The sequence below is a fragment of the Ensifer sp. 38_S197 genome (assembly GCF_056924495.1).
Genome location: NZ_JBXOVZ010000001.1, coordinates 423,717 through 442,275, shown reverse-complemented (window position 1 = coordinate 442,275; position 18,559 = coordinate 423,717). Strand labels below are relative to the sequence as shown.

Below are 18,559 nucleotides of genomic sequence, written 5' to 3'. Positions count from 1 at the left end.
TCAGTAGTCCCACCAAGCCGGCACCCAGCGGAAGAGGTCGCCGGCCGCCGCGACGCGGCCCACGGACGGGAAGGGCATGTGCGTCGAGATTAGCCAGGACCCCGTATCTGCAAGTTCGCGCATGAGACGGAGACGAACGCGCGTGGCCTCTTCCGGATCATGTTCGAAGCCGTTGTGCCATTCCGGATGATCGAATGATACCGGGAAGATCGCATCGCCGGCGAACATCAGGCGATCCTTTCCAGACTTCACCCGGACGACACTGTGTCCGGGCGTGTGGCCGCCTGTGCGGGTTACGGAAACGCCAGGAGCCACCTCGGCCTCGTCCTTGAAGGTGCGAATGTGGCTGCCGTAGACATTCATGAAGTCGAGCGACGCCTTGCGGGCCAGCGCGGCGAGCGCCGGCGGCATGGCAGTGCGGGAGAAGTCAGGCGACTTCCAGAATTCGGTTTCGGTGGCACAGAGATGTACCCGAAGATCGGGACGCATTTTCTCCTTCACACCTTCGGCAAGAAGGCCACCGACGTGGTCGAAATGCATGTGGGTCAACACGACATCCGTAACAGATCCGAGATCGACGCCGGCCGATTCCAGCCGATGCACGAGTTGCCCTGCACGCGGAAAGTCCGGATACTCCTCGCCGAGGCCGCTGTCGATTAGCATCGTCTGCTTCCCGGTGCGGATCACGACGGCGTTGAGTGCCCAGCCGAAGGCCTCCTTCGAAAGAAATTGATTGTCCAACCAAGCCCCGCGCGTGGCCGGATCGGCGTTGGTTGCCATCGATTCAGCCGGCGGCGTCAGCACACCGTCGCTGATTACCATTACGTCGATATCACCGACCCGCACTGCGTAGCGCGACGGAACCAGTTCGTCGGGTCCCGGCTTGACCTGCTGCCCCACCGGTCGAGATGTTGCTTCTACGTTCGACATGATACGCTCCAGTTGTAAATTTGAGGCGTGGCAATCACGGGCCACGCAGCGAACTCTAGGTTCGCGGATGTTGCCGGTCAGCTATGCGTAAGTTTGGGTGGCGCAATCCAAAGGATTGTTCCCGACGACGCTTCAGTCGTTGGGGCCACGAAATTGCTTCCTGCACCGTACGGAAAATCTCCGAGATACGTCCTCTACTATTCCGACGACGATAACCTGATCCCAACCGGTCAATCGGGGTCGTTCAATCGGTTCCGCTCGTCGTCAAGGCCGAGAAATCCAGTGGTTCGATGCGATCACCTAGACTTTCGCACAGTCCGCAGATGCTTTCGGCCAATAGTTTTTCGAACAGCCGGTCTCCATCCTCTTTCGCATTCCAATCATAGCGAGGGAAAAAATATGCGAGACATTTCAAACCCATCGGCTGTCGGCGTCTCACGCCGCGACGCCCTGCTCGGCAGCCTCACCGCCGGTATCGCAGTGGGCCTGCCCGCGGTTGCCGCCGCAAAGACTTCGAAGCAGCCTCTCCCCGCCACCATCAATCACGGAAAGCAAGCCATGAGCACGATCACCACCAAGGACGGCACAGAAATCTATTACAAGGACTGGGGCACCGGCCCGGTCGTCACCTTCTCGCACGGCTGGCCGCTGAACTCAGATGCCTGGGACGGCCAGATGCTCTTCCTCGTCCAGCACGGCTTCCGCGTCGTGGCGCACGATCGCCGCGGCCATGGACGCTCCAGCCAACCGACGTCGGGGAACGACATGAACGGATATGCCGACGATCTGGCCGCCGTTATCGAGGCGCTGGATCTCAGGGACGCAACGCTGGTCGGTCACTCCACCGGCGGCGGCGAGGTCGCCCGCTATATCGGCCGGCATGGTACGAAGCGCGTCGCCAAGGCGGTCCTCATCGCCGCCGTGCCGCCGGTCATGGTGAAATCGGCGACCAATCCCGAAGGGTTGCCGATCGAAGCGTTCGACGCGATCCGTGCTGGCCTCGTCAAGGATCGCTCGCAATTCTATCGTGACCTTGCTCCGCAATTCTACGGCGCCAATCGACCCGGCTCGAACGTTTCCCAAGGCACGCTCGACCAATTCTGGCTTTGGAGCATGCAGGCTGGCCTGCTGAACGCTTATGAATGCGTCAAGGCATTCTCGGAAACCGACTTCACCGAGGATCTGAAAAAGTTCGATGTGCCGACGCTCGTCCTGCACGGGGAGGACGACCAGATCGTTCCGGTCAAGGATTCCGCCGTCAAGTCTGCCCGGCTGATCAAGGGCGCCAAGGACATCTATTATCCCGGCGCGCCGCACGGCATCACCGCCACCCATCAGGACCAGGTCAACGCCGACCTGCTCGCCTTCCTCAAGGGCTGAACCCTCCCCGGATCGCGGAGCAAACCGCCGTGCTCCGCGTCCCGTCCGGAACTGGCGCGGCCTTGCCGCGCCAGTTCCTCGATCCCGTGGCCAAATCGACAGCCGCGCTGCAGTGGAACGCGGTCAGCCGGTCGACGGACTTCGACATGGATTCGACGTCGCTTCGGCTTTTGGACTGAGACAGAAACATCCACACGGATGTCGGATATTATTGAGGCTAGACAGTTTTCACCAAGGCCGCCAAGCGACGGAATCGCCGCCAATACATGGATTTCCATAAGTTGCGGCCGCGCAGTAGCGCGAATAGGGTACGGCACGGGATCGCTGGCCGTGATGTCGAGACTACCACTCGATATGCCAGCGCCGCCCAGGCATTATTTTCGCTGCAGGAGCCGCCGATGACGCGCGTCTGGTCGAACCGCCCCCAACTCCTGCACCTGGGTCTGTTTTTTGTGGCCTATGTCCTCGGTTGCGGCTTCGCGCAGGCTCTTGCAATCGTTCCTGGAACGGGCATTTCCATCTGGGCTCCGAGCGGGCTGTTCATCGCCACCCTCATCCTTGCTCCCATGAAGAGTTGGCCGTGGTGGGTGATAGTGGGTGGTCTGGCTGAGCTACTCGGCAATGTCCTTTGGTTCCATAGCCCGCTACCTGCCGCCTTCCTGATATATGCAGGCAATGCGCTCGAAGCCGTGTTCGGCGCGTGGGTCGTGAACCGGGCCCTGGGCCGACCGGCTCGACTGGAGACGCTGCAGGAAGTTCTCGTATTCGCCGCACTGGGCGCGGTAGTTGCGCCCGTCGTGAGTGCTACGCTGGGGAGCGCGACGCTTGCCTGGTTTGGCATATTTTCGCAGACCTTCCTTGGGGCTTGGCCTCTCTGGTGGATCGGGGATGCCACGGGGATCCTGATCGTCGCGCCGCTCGCGCTGGTCGTGATCCAGAACTGGAACGGCAAGGCAGAGCTATCGACTGCGCGATGGATTGAAGCGTGCGTCCTGGGACTGATTCTTCTCGGGGTAGCGGCTCTTTCCCTCGGCGGCATCCTGCCTTTCGCTTACATCATCATGCCGCCGCTGCTTTGGGCTGCTGTGCGCTTCGAATTCAAGGGGGTTGCCGTTACTCTCGCCCTGCTAGCGCTGATAACCGCGATCTTCACGATATCCGGCGCCAGCCAGTTTGCCGGAAATGTTGAGAACCAGCGCTACAACCAGATCGTGCTGCAACTCTTCCTGGCGATCTCGGCATTTTCGGCCCTGGTCGTGGCCGCCATATCCCGGCAGCACCAGCTCGCGTTGCTGACATTACGCGAGAGCGTGGAGGCCCTGCGCGATCGAGAGCGAGAGCTCTCGCAGATCGTGAACATGGTCCCAGTCCACATCAGACGGCTGACGCCCGAAGGTGAGCCGACCTTCTTCAACAAGCGCCTGGTGGATTTTTTCGGGTTTGACCCGCAACAGTTGAAAAGGCCGGGCACCAGCCAACTGGCGGCAAATATCGAGACTCTTGTCCATCCGGATGATGCGTCCAGACTATTGCAGGCGGTGCGCGACGCCGTCGCCACAGGCGAACCATACTCGATGAAATATCGCATGCGTCGCGCCGACGGCGTGTACCGCTGGGTTGACGGCCGGGCGGAACCACTGCGGGACGACAGCGGCAAGATCGTGCAATGGTACGCAATCTCCATCGACATCGATGATGAGGTGCGCGCACAGGAGGCCTTGCGCGACCGGGAGCGGGAGCTTTCGCAGCTTGTGGACGCCTTGCCAGTCCACATCTGGAGCTGGACACCTGCTGGCAAGCTGGCCTACGTCAACAAGCGATCCTTGGAGGATCTCGGCCTTTCAAAGGCGAACTTCGAAGATAGTGTCCGGGTGGCGCAAAAGCTGGTTCATCCCGAAGATGCCGCCGAGGTGCTGCGAGCGTCAGCCAACTCGCTTAAAACTGGCGACGCCTTCATGATGCGCTATCGCCGGCGTTGGAAAGACGGCAACTATCGCTGGATGGAGGCGCGCGCGCAGCCTCTGCGTGATCAAGACGGAGCGATCGTTCACTGGTATCAGGTGTCTATCGACATCGATGATCAGGTGCAGGCCGAAGAAGCGCTGAAGAACAGCAAGCGGCAATTGGAACAAATGATCGATGCCATGCCCTTCAATATCCTGAGCTTTGCCGCTTCAGGCGAGATGACCTACACCAGCAAGCGATATCTCGACGACGTTGGTGCGCCGACGGCGGACATTAAAGACTTCGATGCGCTGGCCCGAGACGTGACTCACCCAGACGACTTTTCAACAATGTTTCAGAGGGCATTGGATGGCTTTGCGACCGGTCAGCCTTTCGCGAACCGCTTTCGCCGGCGCAACAAGCAGGGCGTCTATCGCTGGATAGAGGCGCGCGCACAGCCTCTGCGCGACGCAGATGGCACAATCGTGCAATGGTATATTGCTTCGATCGACATTGAGGACGAAATGCGCGCGCAGGCGGCGTTGCGCGAGAGAGAACGCTTCCTTTGGCAACTAGTGGAAACGTTGCCGGCGATGATCGATTGTGCCGCGCCGAACGGCGAACCAGTCTATCGCAGCCAGCAACTGCGCGAGTTCCTTGGCTATGAGCTGGAGGAACTGGATGGGAAAGCCAAATCGCGGCTGAACGGCACGCTCGATGCCGGAGTCCATCCCGACGATGTTGCCGGCGTCAAGGAGCATTATGCCCATTGCCTGTCCAGCGGCGAACCCTATCGCAGAAAGCATCGCCTGCGGCGCTTCGACGGCGAATATATCTGGGTCGAAACGCGGGCCGCGCCGATGCGCAAGGATGACGGCACCATCGTGCAATGGAACGTCATCTGCCTGGATATCGATGGCGAGGTGCGCATGCAGGAAGAGCTGCGCCTGGCGCAGGAACGGCTTGCACGTGCCAGCCAAGCAGCAAGCCTCGCGGAGCTGTCGGCATCCATCGCCCATGAGGTGAACCAGCCTCTGGCGGCGATCGTCGCCAATTCGCACGCGTGCTACCGCTGGTTATCGGCTGAGCCCGTCAATGTCGCGCGCGCCAAGATCACGATCGAACGGGTCATCCGCGACGCCAACTCAGGGGCTGAAGTCGTCGGCCGTATCCGGGCGCTGTTCAAGCAATCCGTTGAAAATAGGACGAGCCTGTCGCCTTCCGGCGTCATCGCTGAGGCGTGTAACCTGGTGGCAGGGGAGGCTTTGCGCCGTCGGATCCGGATCGACGTCGATATGGAAGACAACCTTCCGGCGATCGCGATCGACCGCATCCAGATCCAGCAGGTCCTGGTCAATCTCATGCGCAATGGCATGGAGGCAATGGAGGAGGACATCGCAGGGGAGAAATCGGTCACCGTGCGCGCCCATCGCGTGGGCAGTGAGGTGCAGACCGAAATAGGCGACCGGGGCAACGGCATCGAGTTCCCGGATCAGATCTTCGAACCCTTCTTTACAACGAAAGAGAATGGAATGGGCATGGGTCTCGCCATCTGCCGTTCGATCGTCGAGGCGCATGGCGGGCGTTTATGGGCCGAGAACAATGAACCGCGCGGCGCACGGTTCATTTTCACCCTGCCAACCGTGGGGAAAGCGGCGCTATGACAACGGACGATCCTATTGTTTTCATCGTCGACGATGACGAACGCATCAGGGAGGCGCTTGGCGAGCTCCTGGAGACCCACGGCATGCGCGCCATCGCGTTCGGTTCGGCGGGCGACTATGTGAACGCCGAGAAGCCGGATTTACCTGCCTGCCTGATACTCGACGTTGAATTGCCCGATATCAACGGCCTCGAACTGCAGCGGCAAATCGCCGAGGGCGATCATCCGGCGATCGTCTTCATTACCGGCCACGGTGACATCCCTTCCTCGGTGCGGGCGATCAAGCACGGTGCGGTGGACTTCCTCACCAAACCGTTTAGCGACGCGGACCTCATGACCGCTGTGCATATGGCGATTTCCGAGGATCGGCGAAAGCGATCGGAACGGGCTGAAGTGAACCTGCTGAGGCAGCGCTATCTCGAATTGACGCCACGCGAACGCGATGTCCTGCCGCTCGTCGTCAGCGGCCTGCTCAACAAGCAGGCGGCATCGCAACTCGGAATCAGCGAAGTGACACTGCAAATCCATCGGAGGAATGTCATGCAGAAAATGGCGGCAGCATCGCTCGCCGACCTCGTGCGCATCGCGGAGCGATTGGGAATACCGATCACCCATTCGCGCCGGACGGGAGGAAATTGAGATGGAGGAGACCAAACCGATCGTCGCGGTCGTGGATGACGATCCGCGGCTGTTGGAGTCGCTGGAAGAACTGCTGGAATCCGCCGGTTATGCTGCCTGCTGTTTCCGCTCGGCCGAGCACCTGCTCGCCCGCGGCCTGTCGGACCTGGACCTTCTGATCACCGATATTGGCATGCCGGGCACGAACGGCTTTGAGCTTCGTGACATCATCAACAAGGCGCGTCCGGAACTGCCGGTATTCCTGGTCACCGGCCGCCACGAGATCGCCGACCAGGGCCGCGCGCAGGGCATCAGCGGCTTTTTTCGTAAGCCCTTCGATGCGCCTGCCCTGCTCGACGCGATAGGGGAAGCTTTGCGGAAATCGAGAAATGGAGGGTGTTATGCGAATTGACCAGCCGCTCCCGAGATCGGCACCGCTGCGGCGGCAGCACAAGCATAACGCAAGTGAGCCCATCGTCGTCATCGTCGATGACGACGCGGCTGTTCGCGAGGCCTTGTCGGAACTGATCCTCTCCGCAGGCTTTCAGCCCGTGAGTTTCGCCTCGACCCGTGAAGTGCTCGACGCCGACATACTGGACAGCCCCGGCTGCCTGATCCTTGACGTGCGCATGCCTGGGGCAAGCGGGCTTCACCTGCAGCACCATCTGGTGCAGAGCGGCAATGCAAAGCCGATCATTTTCCTGACCGGGTACGGCGACATCCCGATGACCGTGCAGGCGATGAAGGCAGGCGCCGTCGATTTCCTAACCAAGCCGGTGCGCGACCAGACGCTGATCGATGCGGTGATCGCCGGCATTGCGCTCGATGCGTCGCGACGGGCCGACGCCCTGGTCGTTAAGCGCAACATCGAACGCTTGGAGACGCTGACGCATCGAGAGCGCGAGATTCTGCGCGAAGTGGCGCGAGGGCGGCTCAACAAGCAGATCGCCTTCGACCTCGGAATAAGCGAGGTCACGGTCAAGCTGCACCGCGCCAATGTCATGCGCAAGATGGAGGCCGGGTCGATCGGCGAGTTGATCAGGGCTTGGGAGACGCTGCCCATGGCGATGCGCGAGGCCGGCGGCGCCTTGTTCTGACGTAATCGATCCTGCCAAGGATCTCGATGTCGGCGATGATACGCTGTGCTCACATCGCTTCGATGGCTCTTGCCTCGCGTGCCATGAAGTCGCAGAACAGTTTGACGCGCGAGGGCACGGTGCGACCGAAGGCGTGCAACGCATTGAATGGCAGGCTTGGAAGCGCGATCTCCGATGCAAGCGCGACAAGCGAACCGGCTTGCAACTCGTTCGTCACCAGACACCGCAGTAGATAGGAGGCGCCCAATCCAGCGAGTGCCGCCTGGATGAGCGCGGCGCCTGAATCGCAATCGACGCGACCGCCAGGAACAAAGCTCTTGCCGTCTGCCAGGCGTACGGGCTGGATCAAGCCACCGAGCGCGTAGCGGGCATAAGGCACGGCTGCCAGACCTTCGACGGACAGAGGATTGCCCCAGGTTCCAAGAAAAGCCGGAGAGGCAACGATCACCATCGGCAGGTCGGCCAGATGGCGAACAATCAATTCGCCTTGCGTCGGATTGCCAGCGCGCAAGACTACATCGTAGTCCTCCCGGATCAGATCGACAAATCGGTCCGTAAGGCCAATATCAAGATGTAAGTTCGGATTGTCGGCCGCGAAGCCTGTAAACAGCCGCGGCAGCATCAGGGGCGCCAGCTCGCTTGGCATGCTGACGCGCAGGCGGCCGGAGAGTGCGGCGTGGGAACCGATCACCTCGTCGCTCGATTCCAGATCCCGCAGGAGCGGTGCGACGCGCTCGAAGAAAATCTGGCCGTCCTGTGTTAACGTCAGGACCCGGGTGGAGCGCAGGAAGAGGCGCGCACCGATGTTCTTTTCAAGCCTCGCCACGCTCTTCGATACCGCCGATGGGGTGGTATCGAGATTGCGCGCCGCGGCGCTAAAGGAACCGGCCTCTACCGTTCGCACAAAGGCCATCAATCCAGACGTCTCGTTCAGTAGGTTCGGCATTTGCGACTCCGCGGCACAGATCATGTGCCTGCCCATGATCTAATGGATGAGAGTGCCGGCGTTTATCTCAATCTCAGTTGAAAGGAGATAAACAATGCAACATCTCAAAGACAAGGTCGCCGTTATCACCGGTGGCAATAGCGGCATCGGCAGGGCGACCGCCAAGCTATTCGCCGAGGAAGGCGGGCGGGTCATCATCACCGGTCGACGCCAGGATGTCGTCGACCATGCGGTGCGCGACATCGGCCATCGTGCCATTGGCATCGTGGGCGACGTCGCCGACCTCGAACATCACCACGAGGTGGTGGACATGGTGGAGAACCATTTTGGTGGCCTCGATATCTATGTTGCCAACGCCGGCGTCATCAATCTCACTGCCTCCCACAGTGTGACACCGGAAGACTACGACCGGCATTTCGCCATCAACACGCGCGGCGTGTTCTTCGGTGTGCAGACGATCGCACCGCTGATCCGCGATGGCGGCAGCATCATCGTCACGAGTTCGCTGGCGGCGACAAAGGTGTTGCCGGATCACGCGGTCTACGCCGGCTCGAAGGCCGCCGTCGCTGCCTTCGCTAAGAATTGGGCGATCGAATTCAAGGCACGGCGCATCCGTGTCAACATACTGAGCCCGGGACCGGTCGAGACGGAAATCCTCGGCAAACTCGGCGTATCGGAGGCCGATCGTCCCGCATTCGAGGATCACATGGCGTCGCTCATCCCGGCAGGGCGGATGGGACGGCCGGAGGAGCTGGCGCGCGCCGCGCTCTTCCTCGCCTCCGACGCGAGCAGCTTCGTCAACGGGATCGAACTTCATGCCGACGGCGGCATGACCCTGGCTTGAAAGGCTTGGTGGCTGTTACACCTAGTCGGCGCCCGCAGTATCACAGTGCGACAGTGCGACGCGCCACCCAGAGGTGGTGCGGGACGAAGGTCAGCGGCAGGCTCTCGGGCGCTAGCCAGAGGAGGGGCTGCCGATCGCAAGCTAACACCAGGCTTCGAGATAGCCGAGATCGGAGGCAAACGCCCGCAGCGTATTGTCGCCCATGCTTTCGCTGGCCAAGTGCTTGAACGTCGCGACGTTTTCGTCAGTAGGAGCGCGCCAAGACGGCATGTTGCGGGGGCATCGTTACGGAGTGGCCCCGCGAGTTCCCGGCGGTACGGACGAGCCGAACGACCGAGCTTTGGCGGTTGAGCGGATCCTCAACCGCCTGATCTCCCGAGATGGCTTTCCTTTCGGGCGATCGCCTCGGCCAGCCGAAGAAGAAGAGGCCTCATCCGATCAGCCGGAACGCCGGCATAGCCGAGAATGAGAGCCCCGGGCTGAGGTGACGCGACCGTATAGTCGGATAGCGGATAACATTGCAGCCCCGCATCGAGCGCCGCGCGGTGCGGGGCCTGGTCCTCCCGGCCCCCCTCCAGCCAGGCGAGCGCGTTGAGCCCGCTTTCGGAGCAGTCGATGCGGGCAAGTCCGGCAAGGGTATCTCGCCCGGCCTGGATGAAGGCCTCGCGGCGCTCGGCGTAAAGGCCGCGCATGCGGCGCAGATGGCTGGCAAAATGACCGCCGCCGATGAACTCGGCGAGGGCGAGCTGGGTTTCCACTGGCACGCTGCGATGGATCAATCCCGAGAGCGTGCGAAAGGTCCCGACGAGCTGCGGCGGCAAGACGAGATAACCGACGCGGATTGCCGGGTAGAGCGCCTTGCTGAAACTGCCCGCATAGATCACCCGGTCGGAGCCGTCGATCGAGCGCATGGAGGGCAGCGGCGCACCGTCATAACGGAATTCACTGTCGTAATCGTCCTCGATGATCCAGGCATCGTTTGCCCCTGCCCATTCGAGCAAGGCAAGCCGGCGGGGCAGCGACAGGGTAATGCCGAGCGGGTGATGGCGCGACGGCATCACGAAGGCAAGGCGTGCATCGGGATGGCGCGCCATGACGCTTTCGACATCCATGCCGTCTGCGTCGACATCGGCCGTACATAGCCGCAGCCCGAGCGTGCGGAAAAGGTTGCTGGTGGTCACAGGCCCCGGATCCTCGAACCATATCCCATCGCCAGGATCGGCAAGCGCCAGGGCTGCGAGCGTGAAGGCGGCATGCCCGCCAGGCGTGATGACGATCTGCTCGGGATCGCAGGGATCGCGTCGATGCAGGGCCAGATATTCGGCGATCCTTTGGCGCAGAACCAGTTCTCCCGCAACGTCGCCATAGCCCATGGCCACGGCCTTGCCGCCGCGCGTCACCGAATTCCAGCATTTCCGCCAGACGGCGAAAGGAAACCGGTCGAGCGCCGGACGATTCGGGAGGAAAGGCCTGTCTTCCATCTGGCCGATATCGGCCGACATCAGGCGTGAGAGGTCGCCGATACGCGACAGGCGCGGCGGTGCAGTCTCTGCGGTTACCCGCCGAATTGGAGTGAAGCGGCGGTTGACGGATTGGCGGGGTAGGGCGGCCGACACGAAAGTGCCGGCTCCCTGCCGTGCCTCCAGGTAACCCTCCGCCTTCAGGTTCTCGAGCACCCGCACCAAGGTCTGGCGCGACAGGCCCAACTCCTCGGCAAGGATGCGGCTTGCGGGCAGCCGTGTTCCGGCGCGCAAATGCCCCTTGAGGATCGCCGCGCGCAATTGGTCCTGCAGCTGGCGGAATTTCGGCAGCGCGATCGTGGCGTCAAGGCGAAGGAAAGGCAGGATAGGGCCTTCAAGTTGTTTGACCATCGATGCGTCTCTAAAAATTGGTACAGTCAAATGCATCATAATGGACGTTTCTTCGTCGTCCAATTGTTACATCCTGTCCCTACACGAAAACGCACCGATGCAGCCCTTCGCAGGACGCAGACAAGGTGCGGGGGAACCGGGCAGGCGGTGATGCCGACGACCGGATGCAAGGACATAAAAGCAGCCATCGCCCACGATCCGTCGCTGACGGACAACAGGAGGAATTTATGAACAAGCTTGTATCGCGCGCAATGAGCCGCGCCTTCGTCTCCACGCTTGCCTTGGCCGCAGCACTGCCGGGCTTCGCGCGCGCCGAACCCGCCGAAGAGCTGGCCGCTGCCGCCACGAAGGAAGGCATGCTGACTGTCATCGCGTTGCCGCACGACTGGTGCAACTATGGCGAGGTCATAGAGGGGTTCAAGGCCAAGTATCCGGGCATCGAGGTCAACGAACTGAACCCTGACGCCGGTACGGCCGATGAGTTGGAAGCGATCCGGGCGAACAAGGGCAATACGGGTTCGCAGGCGCCCGACGTCGTCGATCTCGGCCTGGCCTTCGCGCCGGCCGCCGCGCAAGAGGGTCTGCTTCAGCCATACAAGGTGGCCACCTGGGATGAAATCCCCGACAACATCAAGGATGATAAGGGCTATTGGTACGGCGATTATTACGGCGTCATGGCCTTTGGCGTGAACAAGGACCTGCTTGAGACCGCACCGGCCGACTGGTCGGATCTGTCGAAGTCGGAATACTCCGGGGCGGTGGCGTTGACCGGCGACCCGCGGTCCTCCGCGCAGGCGATCCTCGCATTGATGTCGGCCGGCATTTCGCGCGGTGCCAAGCCCGGAACGGATTCCGGCGGCAAGGGCCTGGAGCTCTTTGCAGAACTGAATAAGTCCGGCAACTTCGTGCCGGTACTTGGCAAGGCCGGCACGATCGCGCAAGGGCAGACGCCGATCGTCGCTGCCTGGGACTACAATCTTCTGTCCTGGCGCGATGCACTGAAAGGCAATCCGCCGATGGACGTGGTCGTGCCGGCAAGCGGTGTCGTCGCCGGCGTCTATGTACAGGCGATCTCGGCCTATGCGCCGCATCCGAATGCCGCCAAGCTCTGGATGGAATATCTCTATTCCGACGCGGGCCAGACCGGATGGTTGAAGGGCTACTGCCACCCAGCACGCTTCAACGCCATGCTGAAGGCCGGCAAGTTCCCGCAGGATCTGCTCGACAAGCTGCCGCCGGCCGAAGCCTATGAAAAGGCGATCTTCCCGACGGTCGACGAACTTTCAGCCAACAAGACCGCGGTGGTCGAGGGCTGGGACAAGGTGGTCGGCGCCAACGTGAAATAAGTCTTCCGCTTGGGCAGAGAGGCTTACCTGTCACGAAGCCTCTCGCCCGCTTTGGCGCAATTTATTCCAGGGACAAATCCGATGACGACAAGCGTCGCATCCCTGCCGGCGGCGTTCCGGCCGCGGCAGGTTTTCAGCTGGCTCGGGGTTGCCCCTTTCTTCCTCTTCGCCACGCTCTTCCTGATCCTGCCGACACTCAACATCGTGCTCGGCGCGTTCCGCAACGCTGAGGGACACCTGACGCTGGAGAACCTTGGCAAGCTTCTGTCACCCTCCATACGCTCAGCCTTCTGGATTTCGATCGAACTCAGCCTGCTGACGGCGGCGCTCGGATGTCTGTTCGGCTTCCTGATCGCTGCTGCCATCACGCTCGGCGGCCTCCCGCGCCCGCTGCGCAGTGCCATCCTCACCTTCTCGGGCGTCGCCTCGAATTTCGCCGGCGTGCCGCTCGCCTTCGCCTTCATCGCAACACTCGGCCGACTCGGCTTCGTCACGATGCTGTTGCGCCATTGGTTTGGCATCAATCTCTACGGTGCCGGCTTCAACATCGTCTCGTTTCTGGGCCTGGCGCTTACCTACCTCTATTTCCAGATCCCGTTGATGGTGCTGATCATCACCCCCGCCCTGGAAGGGTTGCGGCGCGAATGGCGCGAGGCGGCCGAAAGCCTTGGCGCCAGCGGCCTGCAATATTGGCGCATAGTCGCATTGCCGGTGCTCTGGCCCTCGCTGCTTGGCACGCTGGCGCTGCTCTTCGCCAATGCCTTTGGAGCGGTTGCCACCGCCATCGCCCTTACGGGCTCGTCGCTCTCGATCGCCCCCATCGTGCTGTTTGCGCAGGTTCGCGGCGACGTGCTCAACGACCCGCATCTGGGCTACGCCATTGCCTTCGCCATGATCCTGCTGACCGCGATTGCCAATGCAATCTACATCCTCCTGCGCATGCGCGCGGAAAGGTGGGTCAAATGACGGAGAGACGCCTCTGGTCCTGGCTCGCCGTCCTTTTCGGCGGACTTTACTTCCTGCTGCCGCTCGTCGGCATGTTCGATTTCTCGATGCGCATGCAGCGCGACGGCTACAGCTTCGAGGCCTACCGTGTCGTGCTGGCTGATCCGCAATTCCAGCAGACGTTCGGCTATTCGGTCGTGCTGGCGCTGCTGACGATCTTGCTCGGTATCCTGATCGTGGTCCCGACCGCTTATTTCGTGCGGTTGCGGTTTCCGGGCCTGCGCCCGATCGTCGAGTTCCTGACGCTGCTGCCGCTGGTCATTCCGCCGATCGTCATCGTCTTCGGCTATATCCGCATCTACAATACGTCCTCGATCCTGCCGCTGACGGGAAGCTGGTGGGGTACCAATCTCCTGCTTCTGTTCGGCTACGCGACACTGTCGCTCCCCTACATGTATCGCTCGGTAGATACGGGCCTTCGTACCATCGATATCAGCAGCCTGACGGAGGCAGCACAGAGCCTTGGGGCCGGCTGGGCGCGCATTCTCGCCGTCGTCATCCTGCCGAACGTTTTCGTCTCGGTACTGTCAGGCGCGTTCCTGACCTTCGCGATCGTCATCGGCGAATATGTCTTTGCCGCCTTGCTCAACGTCGGCTCCTTCGGTCCCTACATGGTCTGGATGGGCGGCAACCGAGCCTATGAACCATCCGCGCTCGCGGTGGTGGCCTTTGCCATTACCTGGGCCTGTATGGGGCTGATCCAGCTTTTCACCCGCTTTTCCAAATTCTCCACCGTGAGGCGTTGACCATGGCCTTTCTCGACATCCTTCATCTGGAAAAGTCCTTCGGCGCGCATCGCGTCGTCAAGGATTTCAATCTCACCATCGAGAAGGGCGAATTCATCTCCTTCCTCGGGCCCTCCGGCTGCGGCAAGACTACGGTCCTGCGTATGGTCGCCGGTTTCGAGACGCCGACATCAGGCGCAATTTGCATCGACGGGCGCGATGTCAGCGGACTTGCTGCCAACCGTCGCAACATCGGGATGGTCTTCCAGGCCTATGCGCTCTTTCCCAACTTGACTGTCGAGCAGAACGTCGGGTTCGGGCTACGAATAAAGGGTGAAGGAAAGGCAGACATTCGCACGCGTGTCGGCGAAATGTTGGAGATGGTCGGTCTGCCGAACCTTGGCGAACGCTACCCGTTCCAGCTTTCCGGCGGCCAGCAGCAGCGGGTCGCCTTGGCGCGTGCGCTGGCAATCCGACCACAGGTTCTGCTGCTGGATGAGCCGCTATCGGCGCTTGACGCGAAGATACGCACGAGCCTGCGGGAGGAGATCCGCCGCATCCAGCGCGAACTCGGCATCACCACCATCTTCGTGACGCATGATCAGGAAGAGGCGTTGTCGATGTCAGACCGGGTCGTGGTCATGCATCAGGGCATTGCCGATCAGGTCGGCACGCCATTTGAAATCTACAATCGTCCGGCGACGCGTTTCGTGGCGCAGTTCGTCGGCACGCTCAATCTACTGGACGCCAGCCTTCTCGACGCCGCCGCAGGGCGGGTAGGGTTGGGGGATCTACCGGTTGCGCTGAACCGTGAGCTGCCCGGCCGGACCGGAGACCGGGTGAGCCTGGCGCTTCGGCCGGAAACCGTGGCGCTGGGGCGAAAGGGCGAAGGCAGCGTCGTTCTCCCCGGCCACATCGCGGAGGTGCATTTCCTGGGGTCGGTCATCCGCATCCGGGTCGCGGTTGCCGGTCAGTTCGTCTCACTCGACACCTTCAACCAACCCGATAGGCCTCCGCCTTCGGTCGGCACCCCGGTCGAGGTCAGCATTTCTGATCGCGACCTGCTCGTTCTTGCCGCCTGACGCAGCGCGCGAAGGAACCGGGGATGGTGACCGATATGTCGTGGGAAATGACGCCTCGTGCGAATTGGCGACAGAGAATAGAAGGCTTGTCCGCTGAGAGCCGCGCGCAGCTGGCTGCACGGGCGCGATGTGCGCCGCTTTTTGCTCATGCCTATGCCTTTCATCTGAACTTCCGCTTTGGCGGCATGAAACCCTTGCATCTGGCTGAGTTCGCCAAAGCTCAGGGGCTCTCGGGCCTCAAGATTCACGTCGAGGACGGCGAGCAGGCAAGTCTCGCCAGAATGCCGGACGAAGAGCTGCGTGCCTTTGGGGCAGCGGTTGGCGGCCTCGGCCTGGAACTGCATGTCGAAATCAGCACGACGGAGCTGCCCGGGCTCTCGGATGCGGTGCGCATTGCGCTTGCCACAGGCGCTACGTCGCTTCGCTGCTATCCGCGCTACGAGGGGCGCGTCTCTGAGATCGTCGAATGGACGATCGCAGATCTCCGCCGGCTCAAGATACTCGATCCCGGCGGCAGGCTCCGCTTCACGCTTGAACAGCACGAGGATCTCAAGTCGGCGGAGTTGATCCGGATTATCGAGGCGGTCGCCAATCCGCGCCTCAGTCTTCTTTTCGATTTCGGCAACATGATCAATGCATATGAAATGCCGATGTCGGCCCTGGCCGCCCAGTCGCCATACATCACCGAGGTGCATGTCAAGGACTGCCTCGTGAGACCCGATCGCGGCGGCTGGGCCCATCTCGCCTGCCTGTCTGGGGACGGCGATTTGCCGATGCTCGCGATGTTGGTGGAACTCCTGCTGCTTGGCGGCGACAAGCCTCAGATCCTGGCCTTCGGGCTGGAAGAAGAGGAGGGCTATTTCGCACCGGCACTCCGGTTCGCCTCCGAGGCTCGAGACCCGTTCATTCCTGCCCGCTCGCCAAGCTTCACGGCGATCGGAACGGGCGACCAGGAAGCCCGGCTGCGCCAGGAGGCCACTGCTGCCCGTCGACAGGTCGATACCGTCAGAATCCTGTTGCAGAGAATTACAACCCGAGCCGAGAAGGTTGAAGAATGACGGCTGAACATGTCTTTCCGCCGGCGTATCTGGCATTCGCCCACGAAATGGCCGATGCCGCCGCTACCGTTATCCGTCCCTATTTTCGCCAGCGGCTCGAGATCGCCGCCAAGGCGGACAGCAGTCCCGTTACCGTCGCCGATCGCCTTGCCGAAATGACGATGCGGCAGATGATCGAGAAGTGCTTTCCTGGCCACGGTGTTCGCGGCGAGGAGTTTGGCACTTCAAATGCGGATGCGGAATGGGTTTGGGTGCTTGACCCGATTGATGGCACGAAATCCTTTGCTTCCGGCTCGCTTGCTTTCGGCATCCAGATCGCTCTGTTGCATCGGGACGCGCCGGTCCTCGGCATTATTGATCAGCCGATAACGAACGAGCGTTGGGTCGGCCAGCGCACAAGCCCGACGCTCTTCAACGGTGTGCCAGTCCGAACGAGCGATACGGCCCGCCTCAAGGAGGCGATCGTCTATACATCGGCGTTAGAGCAGTTCGATCTCGATGCCAAAGAGCGCTTCTCGCGGCTTGCCGCGGGGGCGCGTTTCACGCGAATGTCTCATGATTGCTACGCAGCCGGCCTGTTGGCGCTTGGTAGCGTGGACCTTCTGGTCGAGAGCAACGTGTTCGACTACGACATCCTTCCGCAGATACCCATCATCGAAGGGGCGGGCGGTATCGTTACGGACTGGGAGGGCCGGTCGCTGACAGATGCGAGCCAGTACGAGACGGTCCTGATGGCAGCAAACCAGACGCTCCACGCCGAAGCACTCGACCGGCTGAAACAGAGGACAGATCCCGCGACCTACTGCATGTCTCCTTAAATCGACCTCGGTTTAAGGACAAAGACATGCAGCAAATCAAAATGCTACAGCGACCTTTGCGCGTCTGATCAGACGCGCGGCGCTGTAGGGGCAGCCGCATTTTCCGAGCGGGAGCGTTCCAAGGGAAGATGCCCTTCGAGCAGCGGGCGTTGTTTGGCAAGTGACTGGCCCGCAAACTCAGTAAAGGCACTGACGCGGGCGGTGCGGCGGAGATCCTCGTGGGTAAGCAGCCAAAGTTCCCTCGTCATTTCAGCGACAGGCGGGCCGATGCGCACCAGCCCGGCTGTCGTATCGCCGAGGTAGCACGGCAAGGCGGTAAGGCCGATGCCGGCTGCGGCAGCTTCGCGCGCCGTAACGAGTGAATCACAACGCAGCACCGTTGGAGAGGGCAGCATCGCGCGCATCCATCGTGCGACGCTTGTGGAGGCAAGCGCATCGCCGAGCCCAATCCAGCGTTCGTTTGCGTATTCGATCTCCTCAATTGAAGCGAGGCCGCGTTCCTGAAGATAGGAGGGCGCCGCATAGACGGCGAAGGCAACGCTCGCGATGCGGCGGCCGACCAGGGCATCCGGTGAATCGACCGCTGGCCGAATGGCGACGTCCGCGTCGCGATGGGAGAGATTTGCGAGAGCGTTCGAGGTGCTCACCTCGAGCAGGACGCCGGGATGACGCTTTCGGAAGGCTGCCAATATCGACGGCAGGATCGAAGCCATGAGCGTGTCGGTGGTGGTGATGCGCAGGCTGCCTTCCAGACGCAGGTCCTGCCCCGTCAGTCGGCGTTCGAGTTCCGTGACGGTCTCGGCCATCTGGCGGGCCACCGCGAGCAGTTCCTCGCCCCCGGCTGTCAGCGTGTAGCCGGAAGGGAGGCGATCAAAAAGCCGAACCCCCAGTTTCTGCTCGAACGATCCTACGCGTCTGAGCACGGTGGTGTGATTGACGCCGAGCGCGCGGGCAGCAGCGGCGAGGGAGTTTGCCTCCGCGACCGCCAAGACAAAGCGGAGGTCTTCCCAGTCGATACGGTGATGGCTGTGCATGATTGCCCAAAGCTCCAACAGGGTTGGTGATCGAGCGAGCGAAGTTGCAGCACCGTGCCCGCCATTATTGATCGGATTCGCCAAGAAGACCTCGCCTGGTCACGCCCACAATGTTGCGTCAGCCGGCGCCGTCATCATCGCTCGGGATGTGCAAATATGCAGAAGAATTTGGCAAAGCAACAGATCGCTCTGCGAGAA

General features: G+C 61.6%; 16 protein-coding genes and 1 pseudogene. 12 read left to right on the top strand and 5 right to left on the bottom strand.

The genetic code is table 11. The features are described 5' to 3' along the window. Positions 1 to 930, bottom strand: coding sequence for an MBL fold metallo-hydrolase (locus AC1Z3V_RS01900; protein WP_483496901.1), 930 nt, complete (start codon positions 928 to 930; stop codon positions 1 to 3). Positions 931 to 1,329: 399 nt separating this feature from the next. Here AC1Z3V_RS01900 and AC1Z3V_RS01895 point away from each other — a divergent pair, with 399 nt between their 5' ends. The 5 genes from AC1Z3V_RS01895 to AC1Z3V_RS01875 all read left to right on the top strand — a co-directional run bounded on the left by AC1Z3V_RS01895 (position 1,330) and on the right by AC1Z3V_RS01875 (position 7,632). Beyond that, positions 1,330 to 2,310 carry an alpha/beta fold hydrolase gene (locus AC1Z3V_RS01895; RefSeq protein WP_483496899.1) on the top strand — a complete coding sequence of 327 codons (981 nt, stop codon included), beginning with the start codon at positions 1,330 to 1,332 and terminating at the stop codon, positions 2,308 to 2,310. A gap of 398 nt (positions 2,311 to 2,708) precedes the next feature. Continuing rightward, complete coding sequence (locus AC1Z3V_RS01890) at positions 2,709 to 5,918, top strand: PAS domain-containing protein (RefSeq protein WP_483496898.1); 3,210 nt, start codon at positions 2,709 to 2,711, stop codon at positions 5,916 to 5,918. Beyond that, on the top strand, positions 5,915 to 6,556 hold the full coding sequence (locus tag AC1Z3V_RS01885; RefSeq protein ID WP_483496897.1) for a response regulator transcription factor: 642 nt from the start codon (positions 5,915 to 5,917) through the stop codon (positions 6,554 to 6,556). The genes AC1Z3V_RS01890 and AC1Z3V_RS01885 overlap by 4 nt, the downstream gene beginning before the upstream one ends. 1 nt (position 6,557) lies before the next feature. Beyond that, the gene (locus AC1Z3V_RS01880; protein WP_483496896.1) at positions 6,558 to 6,947 is read left to right on the top strand and encodes a response regulator; all 390 of its coding nucleotides are present in this window, start codon (positions 6,558 to 6,560) and stop codon (positions 6,945 to 6,947) included. Further along, the gene (locus tag AC1Z3V_RS01875; RefSeq protein ID WP_483496895.1) at positions 6,937 to 7,632 is read left to right on the top strand and encodes a response regulator transcription factor; all 696 of its coding nucleotides are present in this window, start codon (positions 6,937 to 6,939) and stop codon (positions 7,630 to 7,632) included. The genes AC1Z3V_RS01880 and AC1Z3V_RS01875 overlap by 11 nt, the downstream gene beginning before the upstream one ends. 49 nt (positions 7,633 to 7,681) lie before the next feature. On the opposite strand, the gene AC1Z3V_RS01870 is transcribed toward AC1Z3V_RS01875, so the two are convergent. Continuing rightward, a complete protein-coding gene (locus tag AC1Z3V_RS01870) occupies positions 7,682 to 8,614 on the bottom strand; it encodes a LysR family transcriptional regulator (RefSeq protein WP_483496893.1) in 933 nt (310 codons plus the stop codon). A 58-nt stretch (positions 8,615 to 8,672) separates the two neighbouring features. Here AC1Z3V_RS01870 and AC1Z3V_RS01865 point away from each other — a divergent pair, with 58 nt between their 5' ends. Next, positions 8,673 to 9,422 (top strand): SDR family NAD(P)-dependent oxidoreductase, encoded by a 750-nt coding sequence (locus AC1Z3V_RS01865; protein WP_483496891.1) that lies wholly within the window; start codon positions 8,673 to 8,675, stop codon positions 9,420 to 9,422. A 67-nt stretch (positions 9,423 to 9,489) separates the two neighbouring features. Here AC1Z3V_RS01865 and AC1Z3V_RS01860 read toward each other — a convergent pair. Both AC1Z3V_RS01860 and pdxR read right to left on the bottom strand, forming a co-directional pair. Further along, positions 9,490 to 9,692 (bottom strand): annotated as a pseudogene (locus tag AC1Z3V_RS01860) (hypothetical protein); the annotation flags it as partial. A gap of 89 nt (positions 9,693 to 9,781) precedes the next feature. Continuing rightward, the gene (pdxR, locus tag AC1Z3V_RS01855; protein WP_483496890.1) at positions 9,782 to 11,293 is read right to left on the bottom strand and encodes a MocR-like pyridoxine biosynthesis transcription factor PdxR; all 1,512 of its coding nucleotides are present in this window, start codon (positions 11,291 to 11,293) and stop codon (positions 9,782 to 9,784) included. Between the two features lie 251 nt (positions 11,294 to 11,544). On the opposite strand from pdxR, the gene AC1Z3V_RS01850 reads away from it, so the two are divergent. From AC1Z3V_RS01850 to AC1Z3V_RS01825, 6 genes are all read left to right on the top strand, one after another. After that, a complete protein-coding gene (locus tag AC1Z3V_RS01850) occupies positions 11,545 to 12,639 on the top strand; it encodes an ABC transporter substrate-binding protein (RefSeq protein ID WP_483499512.1) in 1,095 nt (364 codons plus the stop codon). Positions 12,640 to 12,720: 81 nt separating this feature from the next. Beyond that, positions 12,721 to 13,605 carry an ABC transporter permease gene (locus AC1Z3V_RS01845; protein WP_483496889.1) on the top strand — a complete coding sequence of 295 codons (885 nt, stop codon included), beginning with the start codon at positions 12,721 to 12,723 and terminating at the stop codon, positions 13,603 to 13,605. Continuing rightward, entirely contained in the window at positions 13,602 to 14,390 is a 789-nt protein-coding gene (locus AC1Z3V_RS01840; RefSeq protein WP_483496887.1) for an ABC transporter permease, read from the top strand. Before AC1Z3V_RS01845 ends, AC1Z3V_RS01840 begins: the two co-directional genes overlap by 4 nt. Before the next feature lie 2 nt (positions 14,391 to 14,392). Further along, positions 14,393 to 15,451: an ABC transporter ATP-binding protein gene (locus AC1Z3V_RS01835; RefSeq protein WP_483496885.1), complete on the top strand. Its 1,059-nt coding sequence runs from the start codon at positions 14,393 to 14,395 to the stop codon at positions 15,449 to 15,451. Between the two features lie 86 nt (positions 15,452 to 15,537). Continuing rightward, entirely contained in the window at positions 15,538 to 16,509 is a 972-nt protein-coding gene (locus AC1Z3V_RS01830; protein WP_483496883.1) for a sugar phosphate isomerase/epimerase family protein, read from the top strand. After that, positions 16,506 to 17,327 (top strand): inositol monophosphatase family protein, encoded by an 822-nt coding sequence (locus AC1Z3V_RS01825; RefSeq protein WP_483496882.1) that lies wholly within the window; start codon positions 16,506 to 16,508, stop codon positions 17,325 to 17,327. The genes AC1Z3V_RS01830 and AC1Z3V_RS01825 overlap by 4 nt, the downstream gene beginning before the upstream one ends. Positions 17,328 to 17,395: 68 nt before the next feature. Here AC1Z3V_RS01825 and AC1Z3V_RS01820 read toward each other — a convergent pair whose 3' ends face one another. Next, complete coding sequence (locus tag AC1Z3V_RS01820; RefSeq protein WP_483496881.1) at positions 17,396 to 18,361, bottom strand: LysR family transcriptional regulator; 966 nt, start codon at positions 18,359 to 18,361, stop codon at positions 17,396 to 17,398. Positions 18,362 to 18,559: the final 198 nt, after the last annotated feature.

What these genes read in the sequence shown, in the direction of transcription:
- AC1Z3V_RS01900 (WP_483496901.1), bottom strand. Translation starts at nt 930, where the DNA reads ATGTCGAACGTAGAAGCAACATCTCGACCGGTGGGGCAGCAGGTCAAG.
- AC1Z3V_RS01895 (WP_483496899.1), top strand. Translation starts at nt 1,330, where the DNA reads ATGCGAGACATTTCAAACCCATCGGCTGTCGGCGTCTCACGCCGCGAC.
- AC1Z3V_RS01890 (WP_483496898.1), top strand. Translation starts at nt 2,709, where the DNA reads ATGACGCGCGTCTGGTCGAACCGCCCCCAACTCCTGCACCTGGGTCTG.
- AC1Z3V_RS01885 (WP_483496897.1), top strand. Translation starts at nt 5,915, where the DNA reads ATGACAACGGACGATCCTATTGTTTTCATCGTCGACGATGACGAACGC.
- AC1Z3V_RS01880 (WP_483496896.1), top strand. Translation starts at nt 6,558, where the DNA reads ATGGAGGAGACCAAACCGATCGTCGCGGTCGTGGATGACGATCCGCGG.
- AC1Z3V_RS01875 (WP_483496895.1), top strand. Translation starts at nt 6,937, where the DNA reads ATGCGAATTGACCAGCCGCTCCCGAGATCGGCACCGCTGCGGCGGCAG.
- AC1Z3V_RS01870 (WP_483496893.1), bottom strand. Translation starts at nt 8,614, where the DNA reads ATGGGCAGGCACATGATCTGTGCCGCGGAGTCGCAAATGCCGAACCTA.
- AC1Z3V_RS01865 (WP_483496891.1), top strand. Translation starts at nt 8,673, where the DNA reads ATGCAACATCTCAAAGACAAGGTCGCCGTTATCACCGGTGGCAATAGC.
- pdxR (WP_483496890.1), bottom strand. Translation starts at nt 11,293, where the DNA reads ATGGTCAAACAACTTGAAGGCCCTATCCTGCCTTTCCTTCGCCTTGAC.
- AC1Z3V_RS01850 (WP_483499512.1), top strand. Translation starts at nt 11,545, where the DNA reads ATGAGCCGCGCCTTCGTCTCCACGCTTGCCTTGGCCGCAGCACTGCCG.
- AC1Z3V_RS01845 (WP_483496889.1), top strand. Translation starts at nt 12,721, where the DNA reads ATGACGACAAGCGTCGCATCCCTGCCGGCGGCGTTCCGGCCGCGGCAG.
- AC1Z3V_RS01840 (WP_483496887.1), top strand. Translation starts at nt 13,602, where the DNA reads ATGACGGAGAGACGCCTCTGGTCCTGGCTCGCCGTCCTTTTCGGCGGA.
- AC1Z3V_RS01835 (WP_483496885.1), top strand. Translation starts at nt 14,393, where the DNA reads ATGGCCTTTCTCGACATCCTTCATCTGGAAAAGTCCTTCGGCGCGCAT.
- AC1Z3V_RS01825 (WP_483496882.1), top strand. Translation starts at nt 16,506, where the DNA reads ATGACGGCTGAACATGTCTTTCCGCCGGCGTATCTGGCATTCGCCCAC.
- AC1Z3V_RS01820 (WP_483496881.1), bottom strand. Translation starts at nt 18,361, where the DNA reads ATGCACAGCCATCACCGTATCGACTGGGAAGACCTCCGCTTTGTCTTG.